The following is a 19905-nucleotide window of genomic DNA, read 5'->3' on the forward strand; positions in this document are numbered from 1 at the left end:
GTGTACTCTCTACTTCAATCACAGCGTTTAGCGGCATAGCTCAACAATAAGGTTGAGTCTTTTTTCTGATTCGGCGACTAAGGGGTTAGCTTCATCCCATGCATAGCCGGCTAAGATTGAACAGACCATCTGTTTTATCTTGTTATCCGGGGCATCATAGAAGATGACGTTCTGGAAGCGGCTATCATACCAAGCCTCAACATAGGTGCGGAAGGTATCGACTCCCCGCATCAAGGGTGTTGCGTACTCACTCTGCCACTCGATCTTTTCACCATTGAGTTGCCTTACGACACATTTAGTTGCCATAGAGGCAGATTGCATAGCGATGGTAACGCCGGAGGAGAAAACGGGATCGAGGAATTCACCTGCATTGCCTAAGAGGGCAAACTTGTCGGTGGCCAAGGTGCTGACATTCGCGGAGTAGCCTTTAAGTTCAGCACACTCCCGCAGAATTTCGGCGTCAGCCAATAGCGTCTTCAGGCCAGGTTCCTGATTGACCATATCCATCAAAAGAACTTCCAGGTTAAGGTCTGAATTGCCCAGAAGGTGGGGTTCACCCACGACGCCTAAAGAGCACCTGTCAGGGCTTAATGGGATCAGCCAATACCAGATATCCTTGTTCTGAGGATGAACACTGATCAATATTTTATTACGGTCGAAGGGTCTGCCATCGACCTCTTTATTGCCGATATTATCTTGGATGTGAGTAAATATGGCACTGCGATTGGCTAACGACGATGGCGTTTCAAGTTCGAGTAACTTAGGCAGAACACGACCAAACCCACTTGCATCTAAAAGATACTCCGCCTCTAGCTGGTACTCTTCTCCGTTGGCATCGGCTACCGTCAGCTTGGGTTTGCCGGTCAGGTCGAGAGCCTTTACCGTTTCACCGTAGCGAATTTCAACGCCCTGTTCGGTTGCCGTATCTGCCAGCAGTTTATCGAAATTGGCTCGTTCAACTTGAAAGGTTGTCCCGGGGCCATGAGTGAATTTATCGCTGAAATCGAAATCTGTGTACTGCTCTCTGTACCGAAAAGCGGCGCCGTTTTTGAACTGGAATCCGGCCTTGTTAACGGCTTCTAGCATGTTCGCCTCTTCAAGAAATTGCATACAGCAAGGCAGCAAACTTTCACCGATGGAAAAACGCGGAAAGTGCTGTTTCTCGATGACGATAACACGCTTGCCTTGCTGGTGAAGAAGGCTGGCGGCGATGCTACCCGATGGCCCGGCACCTATGATAACAACGTCAATGCCAGTCAGATTCTCTGGCGTAGTTGAAGAGGCATGCATCACTTAAAAGTCCTTGTGAAAGTTTGAATAAAGGGGGATAGCATAAAGGTAAAGCCTATCCCCAACAGGAGCGTCAGTCCAAAGCTATGTATAGCCGGCGTACTGCTAAAAGCCAATAGTCCAAAGGCTAAAATGGTTGAGGAGGCTGACATAAAGACCGCCATCATCACGCCTCGACTCTGCTGTTTCGATTCGGCAAAAAACAGGCTGTAATCGACGCCGATCCCAAAGACGAGAATAAGGGCCAGAGCATGAAATAGTGTGAGAGGAGCCCCAATTAGCCCAAGCAGCGACAGTGTTAATACCGCTGACAGTGCCGGAACGGCGACCACGAAAGCGGCAAGTTTAATCCCGAAGCGAGTGCTGAAAATGAGAGCCGCTATTGCCATGGCTATGGCGAGGAGCCAGAGGGTTAATTGACGGTACTGGCCCATGACGCCGGAGATCTCACCGACTTTATCCACCAACTGAACATAGGGCTGTTCGGTAAAAAAACTCTCCAGTTTGTCTATCTCGGTTATTCCGCCAAGCAACACGATAGCCCCGTATTGATCTTGCAAAGGTGTGGGCTTTATCCATAGTGGCTTAAACAGTTTCCCTGCATCGGAACTGATAAAGGATTCTGCATCGATATAGCTTCCCTTCGCCTTCTGATAAGCCTCTACTAAGTCTGAACTGAGGGAGTCATCGAGCCCGAGGCTTTCAAAAATCTTGGCTAAATGCTGTTGATAAATAAGCCCCTGCAGATGGTAATTACTCTCTTGTTTACTTTTGCTTGGAAGGTAGTTACTCAGGCTAAAAGCATTACCAATCAACCCCTCTTCTACTGCATTGTTTAGCTTTGGGGTGAGTATTTCCAGGCGCTGCAGTAACTGTTCCTCAGTCTCGCCTCTAACAAGCAAAAATTGATTATCGGTTCCGCCACTGAGGATGCTTCTGAGTTGCTGCTCCTCATTTAATACCGACTCAGGGCTCTGTTGAAGGTTGCGAATATCATCATCACTCGTTAACCGATGCAGGCCAAATGCTGCAAGGATGACTGAGATGAAAAGCAGAGCCATGCCTGTTTTTATATTTAAAAGCTGCGATATGGAATTTAATTTTTTCAGGTATGCCGCAGCCATAGTCAGGGGCTTTTCACCCGAAGGAAGCGGGCCTGCGGCTAGTAGCGGATAGGCTAGGCTTAAGGTGATATAGGCACCGAACAGACCCGCAGCGCAGAAAACGGCAACCTGTTGCATTCCCGGGAAGGGAGCGAGACCTATCCCGGAATAGGCCAATACACTGGTAAGTAGTGCCAGGCTGATCGCAGGAAATATCTGTTTAATTATGTCGTTGGCACTTTTTTCAGCTTGAGCCAGTCGCTCGCAATAAAAATGAAAATTATAGTCGATGGCGATGCCTATCAGGCTGGTACCAAACACTAAGGTCAGCAGGTGAAGCTCTGAGAAGATAAGCAGTGTCATCACGACTGCAGATAGCAGGCTGGTGGTTATCGTCAATAACGCGATGCCCAGAGGCATGACGGAGCGAAAGGCGAGCCATACGAGTAAGCTCACGCCGATAAGTGAGGCAAGTCCCAGGGTGGAGACTTCACTCTTGGCGCTCTTAGTTGCGGCGCTGGCATGAAACAGGGCGCCGGCCTTGAGAAACGCGATCTGCTTGTTTTGAGACTCGACCGTCTCGAATGCCTCTTGTAGCACGGCCATCTGTAATTCTTGAGTGTTTGGATTAAAGGCGCTACCCACGCCTTTGGCCATCACTATCGCGGCCACCTTAGTCGGCGGGTTTGAGCTTTCGTCAGCTTCGGTGGGAGACCATTGGCCCAGCAGTATTCCCTGCTGCACCTGTAATGTCTGTTTCGGTGCGAGAGCCCGCAGGTTGTCCGGATAGAGCAGTAGAGGGTCGTTAGCGATTAAGCTACTGTTAGCGTAGCCGAACGCATTATATAGCTGACTCTGAGCCTGCTCTATAAGCTCGCTTAACTTGCCCGATGAGAGGGCGGTTGCCTGAGCCTGAGTTAACAGATTAAATCTATGATTAAAATAGAAATGGTTCAGTGCCTGAGCCTGATTGATATCGGCACTTCTTATATCAACGAATGCGCCTCGATTGTCTGATGAAAGGCTCTCTATCAATGTTTGAGCCGCAGTAATGGCTTGGCTTTCATCTTCGGCGAGTAGGGCGATATAGACTGTGTTTGATAGCTGCTCTTCGACCCGGGCGAGGGCGGTTTCGGTTAAGGGATCTTCCTGGATCTTTGGCAGCATAGCCAAAATATCACTTTGGATCTTAGCTCCGCCTTGCCAAAGCTGTATGCCTGTTAACGTGGTTATGCATAGCAATAATACCCAGAGGGCAAATTTGAGCCTTGCCGGGTATTGACTCAGCCTGAGTGCCAATTTATCTATCATGGATAAGGTTCTGGCTTGGCTTCGGGCTGAACCTTAGGAGAATCCTCACCCTGCTTATCTGACAGCAAGAGTCGCTGCTCTTGCGAAAGTGGTGCCTTGCTTATCTGCTCAAACTCAATTCTGCTACTGTCTCCATTGTCGCTGAGTAAGATCAGGGCCGATACTTGCTTATCGCCCTCTAACACCATTTGAGGGATAGCCTTGACGAGCAGAGGATCTTTGGGGATTAACCCTAGCTGCCAATGAGCGGGTTCACCTTCTTGTGGCTCGCTTCGAGTGTCGTCGGCTTTGAGGTACAGGTTAAAGTGCTCACTCAAGTCGCTCAAGTTACCACTAAGCAGTGCCGACAGTAACTTCGGCATGGTTTGCGCGATAGCTGCGGCTCCCTGATTGGAGCCTGCCTGGGATACCTGCCTTCTGCCCGCGCTATCTATCTGTATCAACTCCCCCTCTTTCAATATCAGGGTCGTTTCAAAGGGCTGAGTCTGTTGCCAAACTAAGCCGAGTCGATAATCAAAGATAAAGCGTCCATGGCTGATCAAGGGCTTCTTCAACACCTTGAGTGTTCGGTGTTGAGTAAAGCTTCCGCTAGCGTTCTCTCCTATGATGAGCCGTTCGGCTAATGCCTGCAGCCGTTCATTGTCGGCTGATGATTTAAAAAGAGTGTCATAATTGGAAGATTGTGTCGCATGACAGTTAAATATGCTCAGGTTCAACAGCAGGAGTAACCCAAAAACGCTTTTCCCTCGCAATAAACCTATTGCGAACCATGTGCTATAAGGCCTCTCGCGTGTCTTCATCGGCTGTCTCCCTCAGATATTACCGGGTCTTGGGAGGCGTGCTTCTCTATCAGGTAGGCAATTTTTTCTCTGAAGATATCGGGCGTCACGAAGCAAAGCTCGTTAGTTTCAGTTTCAACGGCGGCTTGTATTGTGTAGCCCTTGGTGAGTCGCTGGTTAGTGGTGATATCTCTGACCTGATAGTTGATCTTGATACGATTCTCCCACTCGACGAGTGAGGCGATAACCTTAATCTTTTGCTCAAACGTGCTGGGTTGAACGTACTTTACCTGTAGATCGACGATAGGCCAGGAGTAACCCGAGGCTTGCATCTCCCGGTAACCGTATTGGATCTCATCTAATAGCTGACAACGCGCTATTTCAAAATAACGCAAATAGTTGCCATGCCAGGTGATCCCCATGGAGTCGACATCATGAAATGGGATCAGCATCTCTAACTCTGTGGTTAAGATGGCTTTTCCCGATAGCTTAGTCATGAACACACTTCCCATAAACCATGCTGGATCTTGTCTACGGTCTGCCTGAGGACGGATTCTAGCGGTCTATCCTCTGTCAGCAATTCAAAGTCTGCCTTAACTTGCTCCAGGGTCTTAGCGACGGATGGAGTCAGTGATGAGTGGCAAAGCTCCTCTTGTGAGATCCGTAAATTTATCCCTTGAGTCATGGCTAACAGCGCGGCCGCAGCAACCTGCTCCGTCAACTGGAGTACACGCATACAATCGCGAGCCGCTATCGTACCCATGCTGACTTTATCTTGGTTGTGACACTCTGTAGAGCGGGAGAATACACTGGCTGGCATGGTGTTTTTCAATGCTTCGGCTGTCCAGGCGGATACGCCTATCTGCACGGCTTTGAAACCATGGTTAATCGCGCGCCTTGCCCCTGTCGATGCCGATAAATTAGCGGGAAGGCCGTTATTGAACTTAGGATCCATCACCAGAGCCATCTGACGATCGATTAGATCGGCGATATTTGCCACAGTATTTTTCATCGAATCCATGACAAAGGCGATGTGGCCACCATAGAAGTGACCGCCATGGAGAATATGCTCTCCTTCGGCGTCGACGATAGGGTTATCGTTGGCACTGTTTAACTCAGTTTCGATAAACTGACGCATGAAAGGCAGTGCGTCCTGTAATACCCCGATAATGTGCGGTGCGCAGCGGATAGAGTATCTATCCTGGAGTCTATCTGAATTTCTTGGATGCTCATGATGATTGAGATCTTCGCGGATCCAGGCGGCTATCTGGTTTTGTCCCGGGTGAGGCTTAGCGGCGAACAAGATATCATCGAAGTGGTTGGAATTCCCCTTCAGAGTCAGTGACGCCATCGCGGTGATGCGGCTCGCTAATCGACTAAGATACTGGGCTCTGTCATAGGCTAAACATGCCAGTGCCGTCATGACGGCGGTGCCATTCATGAGGGCTAACCCCTCTTTCGGGCGCAGTCTTAACGGGGTGATGTTGAGCTTGGCATATACGTCGGAGGTGGGCTGACGCACACCTTCATAGATGACATCACGCTCGCCCACGAGTACCGCGGCCAGATAGGAGAGTGGGGTCAGATCGCCACTGGCTCCCACAGAACCCTCTTCCGGGATCACCGGAGTGATATTGAGGTTAAGTAAGGTTTCAATTCTCTGCAGTAGTTCGTAACTCACACCGGATTTACCGACGGCGAGCGAGCTTAGGCGGCAAGCCATCACGGCGCGTGCCTGCATAGGGGAGAGTATTTCGCCTAAGCCACAGCCATGAAATCGAGTGAGATGCAGGGGGAGTTCATGGACCAGATCCAGACCCACAGTAACCGTGCAAGAGTCGCCATAGCCGGTTGTGACACCATAGACCACCCCCTCCTCGTTAAGCAGGCTATCGATAAAGTTAGCCCCCTTTTGAATATAGGTTTGATAATCGTGACTTTCTTTTAACTTTGCCTTGGCGCCTCTGGCTACCGCAACGACGTCTTCCAGGGATAAGGCCCTGTGACCAAAATGAACAATCATCTCGTTTGGGTTTGATTGATTAGTCTGAGTCATCTATTTATCTGTCCTGTCTTTACCCTGAAAATTGGTTCGCTGGATCTCGCTGTCCTTACGCCAAAAATCAAAAAAATTAAACCATTGCAGCGGTTCACGCCGCGCATAATATTCGAGTCGTGAGCTGTAGTTATTAACGGCGTCTTCGAGTCTCTGCATTCGGCCAGCTCTCGGGCCTTTCAGTGTATTCGAGAATGTTTCCAAGTGGACCCTGTAGCGCCCCTGCTCGCGAAGGCAAAACATCAGATATACGGGGCAATCGAGTAGCCCGGCAAGAATAAAAGGCCCCTGAGGGAAGGGAGCTTGTTTTCCCATGAAGGGGGCGTAGATCACCCGGCCTTGGGTGTTCGATGAGGTTCTATCCCCGGCGATAACGACCAACTCTCCCTCTTCAATCTTCTGCTGTAGCAACATCGAGGTTGTCGGGCCTAAGTCGGTGACCTGAATAAGGTTAAGAGAACTATCCGGGTTGAGTTGTTTTAAGACGCGATTAAAGTTTTCGGCATTTTCCGTTAATACCATGACGTTCACCTTGACTCGTTTCTGGTGAACGGAGATGGCGCGACATAACTCAAGGTTCCCCAGGTGAGAGACCAGTAACACCGCCCCCTGACCTGCCGCAAGTTGATCGGCCAGAAGAGCGCGATTGGGAAAGTCCACCTGACTGAGTTGAATGCGATCGCACCATGCATCGATGCGATCTAAGGCCGCGTTACCGAAGGCAAGGAAGTGTTTGAGGCTTTGACGCCAGCCTACATTACCTTGTAGTTGTGGCTGGTTCGGATCATAGCTTTTTACCTGCTTCAGAAATGTGAGCGAGGCTTCTCTGGCGCTGCGACCCGTTAAGAAGAAATAGAAGATCACGGGGTACATGATGGCCCTGCATAGCCAGTGTCCGCCGAGTTTATAACTGGCAGCCAGTAATTTTATGCCCCAATAACTGCCGCGCTCGGCGACTCCGGACCAATGAGTATCCCGGTTGTTCTTGATGAATCTCTGTGGCAGACGTTTTAGCATGCCGAAAAACAGTCGGGTGTGCATGCCTGAGATCCGCAGATTATCCCATAATCCCTGAAAGTGGCTGATGCCATCTTCGGGATAGATCACTTGTGTCGGTAGATGGATAACCTCTGTGCCAGCCCAGTGCAGGCGAACTAAAACTTCAATATCGAAGTCCATTCGCTCGCCTAAGGCCTGGCACAGGAAGAGCTTTTCGGTGGCGGCAAGCGGATAGACACGAAAGCCACACATGGAATCTTGTATATCGAAACTTAAGGTCTCAACCCAGACCCAGAAGTGGGTGAGATAGCGTGCGTAGAATCGACTCTTTGGCACAGAATCATCATATTGAGGCAGGCCGGAGATTAAGGCTTCGGGATTCGCCTCAGCCTTGGCTATCATGGCCGGGATATCATCTAAGTTATGCTGGCCATCGGCATCGACCTGAAGTGCATGGCTATAACCATCTTTATAGGCGGCTCGCAGTCCTGTGGTCACCGCGGCTCCTTTGCCACGGTTAAAGGGATGATGTAATAGCGTTACCCATGAATACTTATCGGCAAGAGAGATTAACAGGTGCCGCGTTTCATCATTGCTGCCATCATCTACCAGGTAACAATGAAGATTGAGTTCAGCCAGTGATTCAAGGGTCTTCTCGATCGCAGCTTGATGATTGAAGTTCGGAATGACCAATGCTAATTGCATCAGCTGGCCTCTGTATCGGCTACGGCTGGGGAACCAAGCAAGATCCGACCCGACGCGAAGCGCTTTTCATCATCAAAATAGCTAAAGAGTAATTTTGTTTTACTGCTGTTTTGAGAGATTTTCAGGTTGACCTCTGAGTTTGGCAGCATTAATTGCTGAAACTTGAGCACCTCTAAGCTGGCAACATCAACAGGATAGTTGAAATGCTCACACCCCATACGAATCGCCCAGTCTAACTGAGTCACCCCCGGCAGTACGGCTTGTTCGGGAAAGTGGCCGTCAAAAAATGGTAAGTCAGCGTCGATGAATATGCGCCATTCTACGGCTTCGCCTTGAATGTCTGTCGAGATGACTCTGGGCAGCTTGGATTTAATCATGTTCGAATAACTCAGATAATTGATTGGCTAGTCTTTTCCCCTGAGAATTTACGGGAACAATTTCGGGGTAACGCCATCGTCTGGGCAGGGTGACCCTTTCGAACTGAGTCAACAGATGCGCTTTAAACAGGTTATTCAGGCTGAGCTTTCCCTCGGCCTCTAACTGCTCTTTGCCCTGCTGAGATAACTCAATGACGGCGCCAAGTTGGGTACGTGGCTGATCTAGGACAAGTAGCGCCGCCTGACTGATCAATGGATGGCTCTCTAACAGGGCCTCCATCTGCACCAGTGACAGCCGTTTCTCTTCGATTTTGACTACCCGGTCGAGTCGCCCCTGCAACTGGAACTCACCAGGCTTGAGAAGAGTAATTTTATCTTCGCATCTCAGCCATTCATCATTCTCAAGATAGGGTGATTTAAGCAGTAATGCGCCATCTTTATTATCTTGGCGGATCTCAATGCTGTCGAACACACGCCAAGGTTGATCTTGTTGAGTCTGTCTGCGGTAGGCTATTCCACCAGTTTCTGTGCTGCCGAATACTTCGATGGGCTGTCGTCCATAACAGTGGGTGATACCTTTGGCCGCCTCGAAATTAAGCGGTCCGCCTGAGCTGAATACCAGGCTTGGCGATCTTAACTGGCGTTCGTTATCCAATGATTCCGGAAGACGGGATAATTGAGCCGGGCTGCTGATCAAGCAAAGATTCGGGAATAAACTCGTGTAATAGGTCAGCGTTTCCGGGTATTCGACGATATTGCTCAGGAATGGACGGCTGGCCGCCAATGGCCACAGAATTTTAAACAGCAGTCCATAGATGTGTTGATGAGAAACGGTCGATATCACGCTGCAGTGCGGAAGATGCTTGGCGAAGGTATTCTCAAGGATGCTGACTTCGGCATCTAACTGCTCGAGTGTTTTACATACGGCTTTGGGGTGACCGCTACTGCCGGAAGTAAAGAGGATTAGCTTCCCGTAATTGTCACATTTTGGCCAGACGTTATTGGTTCCATGGAGGTCTTTCTTCAGCATGATGAAGGCTTTGCCTTCACATAGAGGCTGATCAGAGATGACCCCGTCGAACTCATGGGTTATCTCGCTCAAGGTCCCGGTTTGAGTGTTTGATGGCAGGATTATCTCTTTGCCCGCAAGCAGTGCGGCACATAATCCCACAGCAAACAGGTCGCTACTTTCACATGCCAGTAACCAACGCTGTGATTGTGATTGGAGCAGTTGCTGGTGGACATTGGCAACTTGGCTCGTGAAGGCTGCACCGTTGACAATATCATGGTGATTGAAGCTGATAAGTTGTTGGCTCGATGGCCCCTTGGATAACCAAGATTTTAATAACTCTGTCATGACTTTTTTAACCAAATAGTTCTATACAACCACTCGCCACCAAGTAGCGAACCTATGAGCAGGTAAGCGATAAGTCCGTTATACAGCGTCCATATTTCCAAACTGGAATAGTTCGCGGTATAGAGGGCTACGACACCATTGAAAATAAATAAGCCACACCAGATTAGCGTGACTTTTTGCAAATAAGGGATCGCTTCATCGGGAAGGTCGGGTTCTTTCAACCTGGCGAGTCGTTCAATCATACTCGGTCCCGATTTTAGCGAATAGCCGAACAAAAATAGCATGCTAAGGTTAATCACCACCGGATAGTAAAGTAACCAATCATGCCTCTTTGCGATAAAGCTCCCGGCCGTTAATCCTATGCCGACCAATACCGGCAGAACCATCGACTTTACCTGTTGTTTTTGTATCAGCAACCGCAGAATTAAAAAAAGGCAAAGTACCATGGCTATGGAGCCTGCCGGCAAATAGTTGAGTCCAAAATACACGGCGAAAGGATAGCCGAGTAATAAGAGACTGGTGACTATTTGTAAAAAAAAGCGCATCAGCCTTTAGTCAGCCCTTCGATGGCGGTAACCACATCATCGACAGTTCGTACAGCTTTAAACTCTTCCGGCTTAATTTTCTTCCCTGTCATCTGCTGCAGCTTGATGACTAAGTCAACGGCATCGATGCTGTCCAGATCTAACTCTTGATAGAGAGATGCTTCAAGGGTGATATCTTCGGCTTCGATTTCAAACTCATCGACTAAGATCTGAGTCAAGGCTTCAAGAATTTGTTCACGACTTTGCATAATGTCTCCTAAGCTCGCTGAGATTCAATAAAGCTAGCCAAGTTGGCCACGCTATAAAAATGTGCTTTAGTGGCTTCAGAGTTCGCTTCGATTTTTACATCGAATCGCTTTTTAATCGCTAGGCCTAGTTCCAGCGCATCGATTGAGTCCAGCCCTAAGCCTTCTCCAAATAGTGCTGCATCAGTTTCAATATCATCGATGCTGACGTCTTCAAGATCTAAGCAATCTATGATTAATTGTTTTATTTCGTTGTGTAAGCTCATAATTTATTTAAGTTCTTTTTTAAAGTGATCTTCAAGATCCCGTGTAAGTAGACGCGCCATTTTTGCATCGCCACCGGCTTGTGTATCATACCTGATGTGATCGATAGTTTCGCCTACTTCAACACGCATCCCTATGGTGCGACGGGGGATTTCATACCAGGCTTCCTGCTTAGTTAAGCCTGATGCATTGGTATGAAGAATGACAGGTAAAATATCTGTCTTGGTTCTCAGTGCGATATTGGCAGCACCTCGGGCAAAATCATTGATAACACTGCCAAGGACGGTGCGTGTGCCCTCCGGGAAAATGATTAAGTTTGTCCCGCTATCTAACACTTGTTTGCAATCAAGTAGAAGTAATTCAGCACCACGATTTGGTATGTAACCTGCGCAGGCCACAACGCCTCGCATAAAAGGGTTTCGCCAGATACCTTGTTTAACGATGCATCCGGCATTTGGCATTAAGCTTATCAACACCACGACATCGACCAAGGTAGGATGATTAATGACAACCACCTTGCCTCTCGCCTCGCTCAGACGTACTTTGTTAACCGGGGTCACTTTTATGACTCCGGCCCAGGAGAGCATATGAACGAAACCCCGAAACATAATATGTACGGCTTTTTGTACCCGACTAACTCTTTGCTCTCTTGTGCCCGGCCAAAACCTCAGAAGAGGCAAGATGGTTAGCGAGGTTAACAGGCCGCCGAGCCCGAAGACGATATAGCAGCTAACTCCTCCTAACCATCTGGGAATGTACGCGATGCCGGTGAGTCTCTTTGCCGGAGCGTTATCCAAAACTTAACTGCCAATGGTGCTTAGATAGTGATCCACTCAGGGGCTGTTTTGTCGCCAGACTATGAAGGAGGTCTCCATAATTCACATCCTCTGCCGAAGAGGTATTGTCTATGGTGAGCTGTGGCTGACCAGGCGCCGGTGCTGCGAGCGTCAATACGAAGGCCATAGAGAGCGGCAGTTCCGGCTCATTGGTGAATTGACTATAAACCTGTGGAACCGGTTCATCCCCAAAGACAAGCAGGAGTGGAGTGGGGTCTTCGTGAAGCTGGGCGTAAGCCTCTATCAGTGCTTGATAAAGCGTCTCAGAACCTGCGGCAATCGAGGTAGAGGAGGAGCGGTTTCCCTTAAGTATGCTGTAGATCCCACTGGCGGTATTATGGACCGACTGGCTAAACGCCGTGGGAGAAAGGGCCTCTCGATTTACGACATTATCAAGCAGTCCTAAGGTGCGATTTAGCTCTCCATGCCTGGAGGAGAAGATGGTACGGCATTGCTGCGGTGCATCACATTGAAAAGCGGCTTCGAGTTGCATCTTGGTCAGAGCGCTATAGCGCCTGCGTTGCATAGCCGGAACTTGTGCCAATTTTGGAGCATTGGGCAGATCTGAATCATGAGATAATCTTGCTTCTTGCCAATTTTGCCAATCGGTGGCTTGTTGGTATCGAGGTGACCAAGCGCCCCAAGAACAAATAGTAAATATTAATTGCACCGCTTTGCCTCTGATATGACGATTAAGCCTAGGTTATCCATAACGATATAAATTTGAAAAACTCTCATATTCAGACTGGCAAGACAACTGCCATATCCGATTTATCCTGCACCAGGTCTACGCCTCTGATGTGACGATTGAGTCCGGGTTATCCATAACGGGAAAAATTTGAGAAAAATTCTAATATTCAGACTGGCAAGACTACTGCCATATCCGATTTATCCTGCACCAGGTCTACGCCTCTGATATGACGATTGAGTCCGGGTTGTCCATAACGAGTAATATCAGAGTTGCAATACCCTAATCTTCAATCGCCATATGCGATTTATTCTACACCAGATTAATGCCGATGATGAAGCGTTTTGGGTTATAGGTGTTGTGATAATGTATCGAAGGGGGCTGAAGATTTTTGAGACTGTTTTTAACCTGCAGCGCGGGGGCTGCAGGTTACATTCGATGGATGAGGTTAACGCGATTAATTAGCTAGATGCTTCTTTAGTCTACGAAGCGCTGCTTTCACTTTCTTGCTATTTTCAGGCCCCATACGCACTAATAATTTTTGCGCATTAGGAAGGGCTTCAAGTTTAGGATCGATGAATTGATAGTTAACGCTGACACCATCAAGCTCTATGGGTTGCTCAATAATCGGCGCCGCCAGCATGATGTCGATGGCTTCTAGCATGCGCTCATTAAAGCTCATGTCACCATAACCTAACTCCTCAAATGCCTCAGATAACAGCGGGGTCAGCTCTTTATAGGTGGCAGCAAGTTGCACCTCATTTAAGTTGGCAACAAAATCGGCGTAAAGATCGTACCTGTGGTAGCTGTCTGGATTAAGGTAAGTTTTATTGGTGATATCTGAAACGGTAAAGACTCTGTCGGGTCCTTTAAGCGGACTGACCTTGCGAGCGAGTTCTCCCTGCGCCAAGTTATCGACAAACACCACAAAATGTCTCACGAGATCTTTTTCGACCAGCATGGGCTCAATCGCCATACCATCGGCCATCACGACCGTCTTGTTATGAACAAAACTATCACTCTCTTCCAACGTCGGCAGAGATTCGATCTCTGGCTGAGGGGTCTCAACCACCTCTATTTCCGGCTCGATGGCAGCCTCTATCTCTGGTTCCGGGATATCGGCAATGGTGACGAGAGGCTCTTCGGGGAGCACGTCCGGTATTTCAACGGCGGCTCTCTCTTGTGGTTGTAACGCCTCTGTATCGCTGAAATAGTAATAAGCTCCACCGGAGATGAGTACCACAACGGCCAGGGCTATGATTGCTATGGTATTGGCACCGGTAGACTTTTCTTGCGGTGCTATTCTATCTTCTTGAGTAACTTGCATTTAACATCCTTTGAAAGTTCGACTCGGTTAGGGGAGGCCTATTTTCAGGCTCAATACCAAAGAGAAAAGAAGGTATCACTCCATTTTGCAAAATTCAGCGGTCTTGTCTAGGGAAGTCAGCTGAAATAAAAAATAATTAATCTGAAAGTGTGTATTAAGCGGCGATTATTTAACCCGGCGGTGCGTTATGCTTGAACAAACTGCTCTCGATCGCCTAGCCAGCGCTGCACAATGCCATCGACATTGTCCGGCGCTTGTTGCATGAGGTGAACGGCCAGTTTTTGAATATGAGGAATAAGAGCCTGATCTCTGATGAGATCGGCAATTTTCATATCGGCAATGCCTGTTTGCTTAGTGCCTAACACCTCACCGGGTCCTCTGATTTCAAGATCTTTTTGGGCGATGATAAAGCCATCGTTACTGTCTCTGAGTACACCTAACCGTTTGGTGGCGCTAGGTGAGAGTGGGGCCTTATACATAAGGACGCAATGGCTCGCCACCGCGCCCCGGCCCACACGGCCTCTAAGCTGGTGCAGTTGGGCTAAACCTAACCGCTCCGGGTTTTCGATGATCATCAAGCTGGCATTGGGCACGTCGACTCCCACCTCGATGACTGTGGTGGCGACTAACAGATTCAGGTTGCCGGCCTTGAACTCGGCCATAATGGCTTGCTTCTCGGCAGACTTCATGCGGCCATGAACCAGACCGACCTTGAGCTCTGTGAGCATGCGTTTAAGCTCTTCGGCGGTATCTTCAGCGGCTTGGCACTCGAGTACCTCAGACTCTTCAATCAAGGTGCAGACCCAATAAGCCTGTCTGCCATCGTTAGTAGCCGCCTGTCTGACTCTTTCGATCACTTCGTTGCGTCTCGAGTCTGACACGGCCACGGTAGCCACCGGCGTTCGGCCTGGTGGCAGCTCATCGATCACCGAAGTATCTAAGTCTGCATAGGCCGTCATCGCCAATGTTCGTGGAATGGGGGTTGCGGTCATGATCAACTGGTGGGGATGGAACCCTTGAGCTATCCCTTTCTCCCTGAGTCCTAAACGTTGATGAACGCCAAATCTGTGTTGTTCATCTATGATGATCAAGGCCAGTTTATTAAAGGTGACCTTCTCTTGAAAGATGGCGTGAGTACCTATCACCATATTGGCTTCACCACTCTCAATATCCATCAGAGATTGTGTTCTCGCCTTTCCTTTTAATTTTCCTGCCAACCAGCCAACTTTGAGTCCCAGGGGCTCAAACCATTGAGTAAAGTTCTCGGCATGTTGCTCCGCAAGGAGCTCGGTCGGAGCCATCATGGCGACCTGGTAACCATTTTCAATCGCCTGCAGGGCGGCCAAGGCGGCAACTAAGGTTTTTCCTGAGCCAACATCGCCCTGTACGAGACGCATCATAGGAGATGGCTTATCCAGATCCGTCGAGATATCGATTCCGACGCGTTGCTGGGCTCCGGTGGGCTTAAAGGGAAGCGATTTTAAAAATGGATTAAGCAGTTGCCCCGACGCGGGCATCGAGACGGCCTTGTCTCGATTACTGCGCTGACGAAGCTTCAACATACTCAAGTTGTGGGCTAGCAGCTCCTCTTGAATTAACCTCTGTTGCGCCGGGTGAGTGCCTTGTTCGAGTTCAAATAGGTTGACGCCGTTATGAGGTCGATGCAACAGCATTAAGGCATCTTTTAAGCTCAAGTTATTGGGCTGAAGCTCCGGCGGTATCAACTCCTGCAGACCTCCACTTTCAAGCAGCGTTAAGGCTTGCTCCGTCAGCTTTATCCAGCTGGCTTGTTTGAGGCCTTCGGTTGTCGGATAGACAGGCGTGAGGGTATCGCTCAAGGGAAGATCACTGCTGGACTGTACCAGCTTATATTCTGGATGAATGATCTCTGCCTGATGGTTGCCACGGCGAATTTCGCCATAGGCGCGAATGGTTAATCCATTCTCTAATCCATTTTTTTGTGCGACAGAGAAGTTGAAGAACCTGAGGGTGAGACTGCCGGTGTCATCTCTCACGGTACAGGTCAGCATACGCTTGCGGCCCTGAATGATCTGACTGGATTGAATGACGGCTTCGATTGTACCGTAGCTACCAGGATAAAGTGAGGCGATGGGATAGATCTGGGTGCGATCTTCGTAACGTAGGGGCAGGTGAAACAGCAGATCCTGTACCGTATGAATGCCGAGCTTAGCCAAGCGTTCGGCCATCTTCTTGGCAACGCCTTTGAGCTCAGTTACGGGAACAAGGTCGAGTCTATTCACTCACAATACCAATCTGATTAGTTGAGTGTAATCGCTGGGATAATACTCAATCACTGTGTTTATATACATATACTATCAGATAAACAGGCTATAGCAATCTTATGACCGTTTTGCAGCCTTATCCCGGATGATATCTCAGTGTGGCAGTAGAAAGTCTGACGGTCTATAGCCAGCCTTTTTGCCTCGCGATACGCGCAGCATCGATTCTGTTCGATGCATGAAGTTTACTGATGGCTTCAGAAATATAGTTTCGTACCGTACCTTCGGCGATAAACAGTGTGGCTGCTATCTCAGCCGTAGAGAATCCCTCACTGGCGAGCCTCAGTGCTTTTCTCTCCTTATCGTTGAGGGGATCACTTTCTCCGATGGCCATGATGGCGAGTTCGGGGTCAATGACACGCTTACCCGCCATCACCTGCCTTATTCCCTGTATCAGGCTATCCGATGGTGCGTCTTTGAGCAGGAAGCCACCGACGCCGGACTCGATAGCTCGTTTGATGTATCCGGCCCTGCCAAATGTCGTGAGTATGATGACCTTAATAGGGTTATCTTGCTTTTGACACCATTGGGCCAGCTCAAGTCCGGTCAGGCCCGGCATCTCTATATCGGTAAGCAACAGATCGAATGTGGCTGTTTTTAACAGTGACAGGGCTTCGTCGCCATCACGGGCCTGAGTTATCTCAAACTCTCCATCCAGGCTCAGCAGCGCCGCGAGTGCCCCTCTGACCATAGCCTGATCTTCGGCGAGTAAAATTTTCATCAGCTTTGCACTCCGGACATTAGTTTTTGTTCTTCAGGCATAGGCAGCGTGATGGTAAAGCGGCACTGCTGTTCCAGGCAGTAATCCAGCTTGCCCTGAAACTCGCTCAGACGCTCTCTTATTCCATTCAATCCATTTCCCTCGTTGACGGTTTGTGGCGTTCCGTTATCGGTGACTGAGATATTTATCTCATCGTTGAACCGCTCAAATGTTATAGCACAGTGGCTAGCCTGGCTGTGACGGATGACGTTATTGCACAGCTCTGTCAGGCTCAGTATAAGTTGGGTTTCCAGCGTTGAGGGCAGAGTCGGGAGATCTCCCTCCAGGCTGACACTCAGCCCTTTGTCCCTGAGGGTCTGACATAGTTGCATCACGCTGGCCGATAACCCTTTATGTTTATAGTCTGAGACCGTTTGACGTATCTGGGTCAGACTATCGCGTGCGATCTCATTTAGCTCTCTCAACTGAACCCCCGCCTGTTCGAGGTCACCTTTAGTCAAGAGTTTTTCTGCCAGCTCAGCCTTGAGTGAGATACTCGAAAGGTTGTGCCCCATGATGTCGTGCAGGTCCCTCCCGATTCGCTCACGCTCTAACATGGTTGCCAGTTGGCTTATCTCCGCCTCACTCTGCTGCTGACGACATTTTGCTTCGACTCGTTTCCGTTCAGCCAGACCAAACAGGCCCACTCCTATGATGAGCAATCCTCCGTAGAGAACGAAGAAATATGGATTGATTCCGAGGAGTAGCGAGAGTGCTGTGAGGAGTGTTAGCAATGCCAGCAGGCTGAAGAAGGCAGTTCTGAGGGAGTAATAGAAACCGATAAAGAAGCCGGCGAAGGTAAAAAGAGCGAGCGAGCCGGCATTGATAGGAGTAATGAGTGCGCCTAAGGCTATCATAGCGAGAATAGGGTAAATGGCTTTCTGTTTCGAGCTGCGATGAGCCCAGAAGTAACAGTAAATAAAAGGGATTAAAATCAGTAAACACACCCCTATATCCCATAGTGGCATCTCATTGATAAAAATCGGGATAAAGTAGAAAACCAGATTAACCAGATAGATCCAAGCAAGCTTGTCTTCGGTCGTCTTACGCCTGGTTTTCGGCATAATATTTATGCTCTTCATTGCGCTCATTCCCTATGGGACCGCTTAGCTCTTTCTGTAGGCTTAGCGGCTCATTTCAACTAGTGAGTTAGATTATTTTGCTTCAGCAGAAAGTTTGCCCAGGAATAATCGGGCTGGATCTCAATCGCTGACTGCCAGTCGGTGATTGCGCCTTCGTTGTCACCACTATTTTGTTTAGCCAATCCGCGCCAGGTGTATGCCTCTGCATGTCCCCAACAGACCTCATCGCAGGGTTCGCTGTAGAGCGCTATTGCTTTACTGCTTAACTCTATCGCTTTTTTCATACTACCACCAAAGGTCACGGGCGTATTGAAGGCCGAGATAGCTTTTACTAACGCGACTCTGGGGTTATTGGGAGAGAGTGTCTCTGCCTGAGTGAGGGCTTGAGATAGCTTAGGTCCTAAACTTGCTCCCTGACTATTGTCTATGCCTATCTGCATGCCATACACAGAGGCAAGCAGCGCCAGTGTTTCAGCCTCTGTATGACCCAGTTCTTCCAGAGTCGATTGTGCCGCTAAAAGCGCAGATTTGGCTAATGGCCGCTGGCCTAAGATGTTGGCCGTGATAGCCAGACGATAGTTTGCATAGGCGTGCTCGTAACCTTGCGTCTGCTGACTCAGAGCCTGTAAAGCTGTTATGTTCATCGTATTAGAAGCGTTATCGATAGCCGGAATGTCGTTAGCGTGAACCGTCTGAGAGAACAGTGCCATTGTGGTGATAAGTATCGCTGCTTTCATATCAATCTCCTGTAAATTCCCTTTATTGGGTACAGGACCAGTATGTAAAATTGACCGAGGTGATGGCAGACACAAACGTCATCAGATCGAGATGACAAATGTCACTTTCGTTCTTGTTTAGTATGCCACCGAAAGGCGTCGGTGGCTTGTCGATAGAATGTAAGTTGTTAAGCTGCGGCTTGAGCCACGAGATAGCCGATATATGACAGATATCCGGCTAATAGAATACCGCCTTCCCGTCGACCGATCCTAAAGCCCGACCAGGCGAAGGGTAAGATGAGGAGTGCCAACACCAGCATCACCATCAAATCAAGACTTTGCACTCCCCCGGTGGCAATGGGATGTATCAGCGCCGTGATACCCAATATGCCAAGAATATTGAATAGGTTTGAGCCGACAATATTGCCTATGGCGATATCACTCTCTCCCTTTCTTGCGGCCACAACCGAGGTGACAAGTTCAGGCATACTGGTTCCTATGGCGACGATGGTCAGCCCTATGATGACCTCGCTGATACCTAAGGCTGTTGCTAACTCTACGGCGCCATCGACAAATAGGATCCCGCCAGAAACCAGCATCGCTATGCCTATGATTATCAGGAGCACAGATAGCAATGGTTTTTGTGGGCGCTCATCAAGCTCTTCACTATTGGCTCCTTTTTTTGTGCTGATGTAGCTGAAGCTTAAATAGAGGAACAATAGAGTCGTGAGCAGGGCACCATCCCAGAAGCTGAGGCCACCGTCGAGCAGTAAGCCCCAAAAAAGGAGTGAGGCGACAATCATGATCGGAATATCGCGTCTTACCATCTGAGATTGCACCTGGATGGGGCGAATTAAGGCGGTTATAGCCAAGATAAGACCGATGTTGGCGATGTTTGAGCCGATGACATTGCCCAGTGCGATACCACTCTTGCCTGCGAGTGCTGACTTTAAACTTACGGCTAGCTCTGGTGCACTGGTACCGAATGCAACTATGGTCAAGCCGATAACCAGAGGGGCTATCCCCAGTCTCAGTGCGATAGCGCTCGCCCCTCGAACCAAGGCCTCTGCACCGAGAGTTAATATTACGAAACCGCCGATAATGGCCAGTAAGATGAGCATGTTTTTTCACCAGGATAATTTCAGGATGGCTAGCATATGTATTT

The 19905-nt window shown here is 49.0% G+C and carries 18 protein-coding genes and 1 pseudogene; all 19 read right to left on the reverse strand.

Annotation, left to right across the window (positions count from 1 at the left end):
* Positions 1-27 precede the first annotated feature (27 nt).
* Positions 28-1290: an NAD(P)/FAD-dependent oxidoreductase gene (locus EKG38_RS21070; protein ID WP_126522978.1), complete on the reverse strand. Its 1263-nt coding sequence runs from the start codon at positions 1288-1290 to the stop codon at positions 28-30.
* Positions 1290-3704 carry an MMPL family transporter gene (locus EKG38_RS21075; RefSeq protein ID WP_126522869.1) on the reverse strand — a complete coding sequence of 805 codons (2415 nt, stop codon included), beginning with the start codon at positions 3702-3704 and terminating at the stop codon, positions 1290-1292. Before EKG38_RS21075 ends, EKG38_RS21070 begins: the two co-directional genes overlap by 1 nt.
* Positions 3701-4504 carry an outer membrane lipoprotein carrier protein LolA gene (locus tag EKG38_RS21080; protein WP_126522871.1) on the reverse strand — a complete coding sequence of 268 codons (804 nt, stop codon included), beginning with the start codon at positions 4502-4504 and terminating at the stop codon, positions 3701-3703. Before EKG38_RS21080 ends, EKG38_RS21075 begins: the two co-directional genes overlap by 4 nt.
* Positions 4501-4980, reverse strand: coding sequence for an acyl-CoA thioesterase (locus EKG38_RS21085; protein WP_126522874.1), 480 nt, complete (start codon positions 4978-4980; stop codon positions 4501-4503). The genes EKG38_RS21080 and EKG38_RS21085 overlap by 4 nt, the downstream gene beginning before the upstream one ends.
* Positions 4977-6539 carry an HAL/PAL/TAL family ammonia-lyase gene (locus EKG38_RS21090; protein WP_126522877.1) on the reverse strand — a complete coding sequence of 521 codons (1563 nt, stop codon included), beginning with the start codon at positions 6537-6539 and terminating at the stop codon, positions 4977-4979. Before EKG38_RS21090 ends, EKG38_RS21085 begins: the two co-directional genes overlap by 4 nt.
* Positions 6540-8243, reverse strand: coding sequence for a glycosyltransferase family 2 protein (locus tag EKG38_RS21095; RefSeq protein ID WP_126522880.1), 1704 nt, complete (start codon positions 8241-8243; stop codon positions 6540-6542). It abuts the gene before it with no gap.
* Positions 8243-8620 (reverse strand): ApeI family dehydratase, encoded by a 378-nt coding sequence (locus EKG38_RS21100; RefSeq protein ID WP_126522882.1) that lies wholly within the window; start codon positions 8618-8620, stop codon positions 8243-8245. The genes EKG38_RS21095 and EKG38_RS21100 overlap by 1 nt, the downstream gene beginning before the upstream one ends.
* Positions 8613-9977, reverse strand: a complete 1365-nt coding sequence (locus EKG38_RS21105) for an AMP-binding protein (protein WP_126522885.1) — start codon at positions 9975-9977, stop codon at positions 8613-8615. The genes EKG38_RS21100 and EKG38_RS21105 overlap by 8 nt, the downstream gene beginning before the upstream one ends.
* On the reverse strand, positions 9974-10522 hold the full coding sequence (locus tag EKG38_RS21110) for a COG4648 family protein (RefSeq protein WP_126522888.1): 549 nt from the start codon (positions 10520-10522) through the stop codon (positions 9974-9976). Before EKG38_RS21110 ends, EKG38_RS21105 begins: the two co-directional genes overlap by 4 nt.
* The gene (locus tag EKG38_RS21115; RefSeq protein ID WP_012004463.1) at positions 10522-10770 is read right to left on the reverse strand and encodes an acyl carrier protein; all 249 of its coding nucleotides are present in this window, start codon (positions 10768-10770) and stop codon (positions 10522-10524) included. Before EKG38_RS21115 ends, EKG38_RS21110 begins: the two co-directional genes overlap by 1 nt.
* An 8-nt stretch (positions 10771-10778) precedes the next feature.
* Positions 10779-11033: a phosphopantetheine-binding protein gene (locus EKG38_RS21120; protein WP_012004464.1), complete on the reverse strand. Its 255-nt coding sequence runs from the start codon at positions 11031-11033 to the stop codon at positions 10779-10781.
* Positions 10981-11828, reverse strand: a pseudogene (locus EKG38_RS21125) (lysophospholipid acyltransferase family protein). The gene EKG38_RS21120 and the pseudogene EKG38_RS21125 overlap by 53 nt, the downstream one beginning before the upstream one ends.
* On the reverse strand, positions 11821-12537 hold the full coding sequence (locus EKG38_RS21130) for a beta-ketoacyl synthase chain length factor (protein ID WP_126522893.1): 717 nt from the start codon (positions 12535-12537) through the stop codon (positions 11821-11823). The pseudogene EKG38_RS21125 and the gene EKG38_RS21130 overlap by 8 nt, the downstream one beginning before the upstream one ends.
* Before the next feature lie 475 nt (positions 12538-13012).
* Positions 13013-13882 (reverse strand): DUF3014 domain-containing protein, encoded by an 870-nt coding sequence (locus EKG38_RS21135; protein ID WP_126522896.1) that lies wholly within the window; start codon positions 13880-13882, stop codon positions 13013-13015.
* A 185-nt stretch (positions 13883-14067) separates the two neighbouring features.
* Positions 14068-16143 (reverse strand): ATP-dependent DNA helicase RecG, encoded by a 2076-nt coding sequence (recG, locus tag EKG38_RS21140; protein WP_126522898.1) that lies wholly within the window; start codon positions 16141-16143, stop codon positions 14068-14070.
* A 163-nt stretch (positions 16144-16306) separates the two neighbouring features.
* A complete protein-coding gene (locus tag EKG38_RS21145) occupies positions 16307-16903 on the reverse strand; it encodes a response regulator transcription factor (RefSeq protein ID WP_126522900.1) in 597 nt (198 codons plus the stop codon).
* Positions 16903-18024 (reverse strand): sensor histidine kinase, encoded by a 1122-nt coding sequence (locus tag EKG38_RS21150; RefSeq protein ID WP_126522902.1) that lies wholly within the window; start codon positions 18022-18024, stop codon positions 16903-16905. Before EKG38_RS21150 ends, EKG38_RS21145 begins: the two co-directional genes overlap by 1 nt.
* Before the next feature lie 59 nt (positions 18025-18083).
* Positions 18084-18761 (reverse strand): tetratricopeptide repeat protein, encoded by a 678-nt coding sequence (locus EKG38_RS21155; RefSeq protein WP_126522904.1) that lies wholly within the window; start codon positions 18759-18761, stop codon positions 18084-18086.
* A gap of 167 nt (positions 18762-18928) precedes the next feature.
* Positions 18929-19861, reverse strand: coding sequence for a calcium/sodium antiporter (locus EKG38_RS21160; RefSeq protein ID WP_126522906.1), 933 nt, complete (start codon positions 19859-19861; stop codon positions 18929-18931).
* Positions 19862-19905: the final 44 nt, after the last annotated feature.

The sequence above is a fragment of the Shewanella canadensis genome (assembly GCF_003966225.1).
Taxonomy (GTDB): Bacteria; Pseudomonadota; Gammaproteobacteria; order Enterobacterales; family Shewanellaceae; genus Shewanella; species Shewanella canadensis.